The sequence below is a fragment of the Hymenobacter amundsenii genome, from assembly GCF_002204745.1.
Taxonomy (GTDB): Bacteria; Bacteroidota; Bacteroidia; order Cytophagales; family Hymenobacteraceae; genus Hymenobacter; species Hymenobacter amundsenii.
In genome coordinates this window covers 1-860 of the sequence record NZ_NIRR01000100.1, presented here as the reverse complement: position 1 = coordinate 860, position 860 = coordinate 1, and the positions used below count along the sequence as shown (strand labels likewise).

1 protein-coding gene is annotated in these 860 nt (G+C 60.3%); it reads left to right on the top strand.

What is annotated here, in order from left to right:
* Nucleotides 1-147: 147 nt before the first annotated feature.
* The gene (locus CDA63_RS20085) at nt 148-648 is read left to right on the top strand and encodes a DUF6630 family protein (protein ID WP_088466229.1); all 501 of its coding nucleotides are present in this window, start codon (nt 148-150) and stop codon (nt 646-648) included.
* Nucleotides 649-860: the final 212 nt, after the last annotated feature.

The window sequence follows — 860 nt, the reverse complement described above, 5'->3', positions numbered from 1 at the left end:
GGGCCATCGCCAACCGCTTCGAAAAAACGGCTTTGGCTTATTTGGCCCTTGTTACCCTTGCCGCTATCCGAATGTGGCTCTGATTGAGAACTCGCCCTAACTCCAACCATCAATAGCTTTGCTCACCAACAACTTATCCTGACACGTATGCACGCTGACCTTTCCGCCTTTCTGAACACCTTCGCCGTGGGCGACACGACCGTAGTCCCAAGACTGGTGGCGCGGCTGAGTCTGGTCTTGACTGATCCGGCGGAGTACGCCGCCCATTTTGCGGATGATTTGGCCGAGGGCGTCATTGATCCGCAGGAGCTGCGCGACCTGGCCCTGATTGATTCGCTGCTGGCAGAAGACCTGGCTGTGGAGTGCGACTGGCAGGAAACCGCTGGCCAGATGGCCGAGAGCCTGAACTACGTGCTCACCCAGCAGGGTCGGAAACTCCTCGTACTGCCTCTGAGCTTGGGCGCGGAGGACGAGCTTGGCCCCGAACGGCTGGACATCTTGCAGGATGCGTTGGAGCCGCTCGGCCTAGCGCTGGTTCTGTTTGCGCTCGACGGCGACTCGTACCCGCTGAGCGTGGTAGCACAGGACCAGTCCGAAACCCTGCTGGCGCAGGCGCAAAAACTAGGGTTTAAGCTCCATACCTGGTAAGCCTGTCCGGCTGTAGCGGGCAGGACAGGCCGCGTGCTTCCCCGGGGAGCCGGTATCATTGAGGTGGTCGGGTAAATGTGGACAGAATAGGGTCTTATCTTTCGAATGTCATGAAGGACAGCCCCCAACCTCCTAAACGTCGGCGTTATGATGCCGCCTTCCGCGCTGAGGCGCTGCGTCTGGCGGGCGAGAGCCGCTCGACCCAGGCCGCG